Genomic DNA, 4,165 nt, shown 5'->3' with positions numbered 1-4,165 from the left:
TCAATACGCGCCTGCTCAGTTAGTTGGTGCAATTAGCCAATTACAGCAAGTTAGAGATGATACCGAGCTAATCGAACGTAAGAAGTTACGTACTTGGATTGAAAGTGGTCTAAGTGAAATGCCGGGCGGTGCCAAGAATATTGGCCAGCAAGAATCCGAGCTAATCGATGTGACGGATCGCTTTTTCGAAGTCATTGTCGAGAAAATCGGTGTCAGTGGTTTGCTCGAGCGTTGGTTAGAAAAACTTAAACTCACTATTCTTAAGGTAGTTCTTCGAGATAAAACTTTCTTCTCTAATGCTTCGCATCCAGCGCGTCAATTGTTGAATAAACTAGCCAAGCTTTCAGCGAGCGAGAAGTCTGATAAGAAACGACTAGAGAAAGTTTTGGATCGCTATATCGGTAAGGTTGTAAGTGACTTTGACCATGATGATCAAGCGATAGAAAAAGTTGTAAAAGAGCTAGATGATTTATTAGAACGCCAAGCAATCGCGCAAAAACGTAATTCGGATCGCATTGCTCGGGCCTATGAGGGAAAGCAGAAGGTAGCAAGTGCTCGTCATAAAGTTGTAACAGACCTTAATGAACTTTTGCAGGGACAGTCAGTTCCGGTTGTACTGATGGAGCTTCTTGATAAAGCCGGGTGGCGTGAGCATTTGGCCTTAGTCGCTGTTCGCGATGGCGAAACAAGTGAAGGCTATACCGAAGCATTAAATGTTGTAGATGTACTTTTATCGTGGTTGGGTGAAGAGGTTGATGATAGTGACCAATGGGCCGTTGAACTAGAAATGGAGTTGGAAGCGCCTTCTATATTAGAACTAATCACAAAAGAGTTAACAATTGTTGGGCCTGTTGGATATGAGACGGTATTGCAGCGACTGGAAGATTGTTTGTTCCATGATGTTGATCCGCTGCTCGTCAAGATTGATCGATACGAATGGCCTTACGAGAAAACTGAAAAAGAGATTAAAGACCTGCGTCCAGATCAGGGTCAGGACCCACAAGCTTCTCATTGGCATAAGCGCGTAGTGACGATGAAAGTTGGTGAATGGGTTGAAATAAAAGATGATCAAGGGCGTGCCAGATGCTTGCGCCTCGCCTGGTCAGGAAGTGAGTCTTTCCGGTTCGTATTTGTTGATAGCCAAGGCATGAAAGATGAAGATATGCCTTTGGATAAGTTGGTCGAACTGTTTAAAGCTAATAAAGCAAGCTTTGTTGATAACGATGAAGTGCCCTTGGTTGACCAAGGCTTACATCAAATGGTTCAGTCTGTTTACGAAGAACTTGCTAGCCAGTCTAGTTGTGATGTATTGACAGGTTTACTTAATCGTCAGGCATTTGAACGCGGCTTAGAACAAAGTATTTCCGGTGCTGTTACTAATCAAAGTAAAGCGACTTTGATTTATATCGATGTCGATAAGTTCAATTTAACCAATACCAGCTATGGGCATCATGCTGGTGATGCTTTATTGAAGCATGTTGCTCAGACCATTAAAGCACAAGGCCTGGAAGATGCATTTTGCGGGCGTTTGGGTGGTAATGAATTTGGTATGATTTTGGTCAATTGTTCGCTTGAAACGACAAACGATGTAGCAGAAAATATTTGTAAAGAAGTCAGTTCGCAAAGCTTTACTTGGGAAGACCATGCTATCAATACGACGGTGAGTATTGGTGTTGCCGATTTTGAAGTTGAAATTGACTCCTACGACACCTTGATGCGAAAAGCGGGTGTCGCATGCGACTCTGCTAAAGAGCATGGGCGAAATCGCGTTGTACTGTATGAAGCGCTAGACAAAGACCAGCACAAGCGTGATCAGATGTTGGAGTGGGTTCAAAAGCTTGATCAGGATCTCGATGAATTGCTGACACTTCGCTGTCAGGAAATTCGTCCGATCACCACCGACCCCAATGCCAAGCCTCATTACGAAATTCTTTTGGGTGTTAGGGATAATGGTCAGGTATTGCCGCCTGTTATGTTGATCGAAGCAGCAGAACACTTTGGACGAATGGCGATGGTTGACCGCTGGGTGATACAGAACGTATTGCGTTGGATGGAGACACATGAAGAGTCTGTTGCTAAATCTGATGGCTTCTCAATTAATTTGTCTGGCAACTCTTTAAGTGATGATTCATTCCTTGAGTTTATACTAGGGCAGTTTGCAGCTAGCACGATTCCTCCGGAAATGATTTGTTTTGAGATTACTGAAACTGCAGCCATTACAAATCTGGCTGATGCGATCGAATTTATACGGGTACTAAAGCAGACTGGATGTAAGTTCTCACTAGATGACTTCGGTTCAGGTCTTTCGTCCTATGCTTACATTCAAAAACTTCCTGTTGATTTTATTAAAATCGACGGTGTGTTTATCCGCAATATCGCTAACAACGAACGTGACCAGGCTTTGGTCAAATCAATTAATGAGTTAGCTCACTTTATGGGTATGAAAACAGTTGCTGAATATGTAGAAAACTATGAAATTCTGAATGTTCTAAGAACTATTGGTGTTGACCACTCTCAAGGCTTTGGAATTAAAAAACCTGGTTTATTAGAAGAGTTAGCTTAAGTATAAGGCTTTGTGCTTGGAATACTTCAGCTATTCAGTACTTGTGAGTAGGCTGTGTAAACTCGCTTTTGGATCTCGATATTTTCGTCTTTTAGTCTCTCATCCAGTCGCTTGGCCGATTGGTTAATCTCTTGTTTAGAAAAGTTGCTAGGAATTGAGTGAGTCGCGTGGATTCGCTTGTAACTGGCGTAGTTCACTGGAAAGGGGCGGTAGGCTTTCTGAATCCCTTCATCAATAAGGTTAGCGACATCTTTATGGTCGTGTGTTTCAGAGATGCTTAGTGTATTTCCGAAGTCGATATGGATTTTACCCTTTTCTTCGCTCAGGCCTTTCTTACAAGAGATGAAATCATCAAACCGGTCTTTCTGATAGTCTGAGTTGTTTTCAGAGTTTATCAGTTCGTGAGCTTTGTCAATGTCACAAGGATCCCACTCGTAAGAGAAGCAGACAGGTACAATATTCAATGCGTTCATGTAATCGCTAAATGGTCGTTCCTTGGGCTTCGCTAAGATAAGCATTTTTATCAGGGCGGGGTTAGTTTTGTCTATATTGTCTTTTGCCCGGCCTTCCTTTTGCGCGATCCAAACGTTACCTTGCTGTGTAAAATGTAAATAACGAATGTACTCAGATTGTGTTTTCATCGCTTTAAGCATTGCTCTAGGAGACTTCAGAGATCTGAAGACCTTAAAGCAGCGGTTGAGTAAGGCAAGGTCGTTAGCAGCTGGGTGTTGAAGTAGGTTGTCACCGATAGCGCAATTTGAGGTAGAGAAACCATATTCCCTTAGCGCTTTATTAAGGATGAGTGGATCCATCACGATGTCTCGGTGGTTCGAGATAAAAACATAGGGCGTCGCAGGGTCTAGTTCATCAAGACCGGAAACGCTCAAATCATCATAGCTTGTTTCTATGTAGGGGAATATAGACTCTGCCACCCAGGCTTGAAAGGCATCAATCGAGTGAATATCAGCTAAACGCTCAAATTGAATCGGCGCTTGATTTTCGTCTGACTTGAATAGGCTCTTGATCACGGAAATAAGTTCTTTATCGCTCAGTAGTGCGCGCAATACTTGATTGACTTGCTTGTCCTCATAGCACTGAATTTCTTTAAAGCTTTCTTGCCATGCTATATTGAAAGAGACTGCTTTAAGACTTTGCGACATGATTACCCGTAACGAATTGAAGATTGAGGTTTGAGTATAAACAAAAATGACGATTTCTTCGCGCCGATTATAATGAATTAAGTCTAGCTTCTGGCCATATATGCTGCCAGCGGCCAAAAACAACATTCGACTGGCCTGATAGAAGAGCTAATAATTTAAATATTGAGCAGAGGTAACTGTGAGAAAGTTTTTACTTGTTCAGTTTGCTAAGCGTCCTTTGTTGGGGCATGTAAAAACTCGTATTGCGAAAGTCTTGGGTGAGGAGGCTGCGCTATCTATTCATATGGAGCTTGTTGCAGATATTGCTTTAAGATTTAGTCAGTGTATCGCTTGTGACTATCAGTTATGGTTTGATCAAAAGAGTGCTTCGTTTGACTCGCTTGAAGCAGAATCTATAAATGCCCATAAAAAGCTTAAGGCACTAATTGCAGAAGAAGGTTTA

3 protein-coding genes are annotated in these 4,165 nt (G+C 42.3%); 2 read left to right on the top strand and 1 reads right to left on the bottom strand.

Features of this window, described 5'->3' with window-relative positions:
* Positions 1-2,563 (top strand): DUF1631 family protein (locus tag A3761_RS02110; RefSeq protein WP_156491506.1); only part of this gene is annotated, 2,563 nt, incomplete at its 5' end.
* A gap of 26 nt (positions 2,564-2,589) precedes the next feature.
* Here the strand turns inward: A3761_RS02110 and A3761_RS02105 are convergent.
* A complete protein-coding gene (locus tag A3761_RS02105; protein WP_068507188.1) occupies positions 2,590-3,849 on the bottom strand; it encodes a 1-acyl-sn-glycerol-3-phosphate acyltransferase in 1,260 nt (419 codons plus the stop codon).
* A 52-nt stretch (positions 3,850-3,901) separates the two neighbouring features.
* On the opposite strand from A3761_RS02105, the gene A3761_RS02100 reads away from it, so the two are divergent.
* The coding region (locus A3761_RS02100; protein WP_197472738.1) for a hypothetical protein at positions 3,902-4,165 on the top strand (264 nt) is incomplete at its 3' end.

The sequence above is a fragment of the Oleiphilus sp. HI0123 genome, from assembly GCF_001635315.1.
The sequence above is the reverse complement of the archived record's forward strand: the minus strand, read 5'-3'. Positions and strand labels throughout refer to the sequence as shown.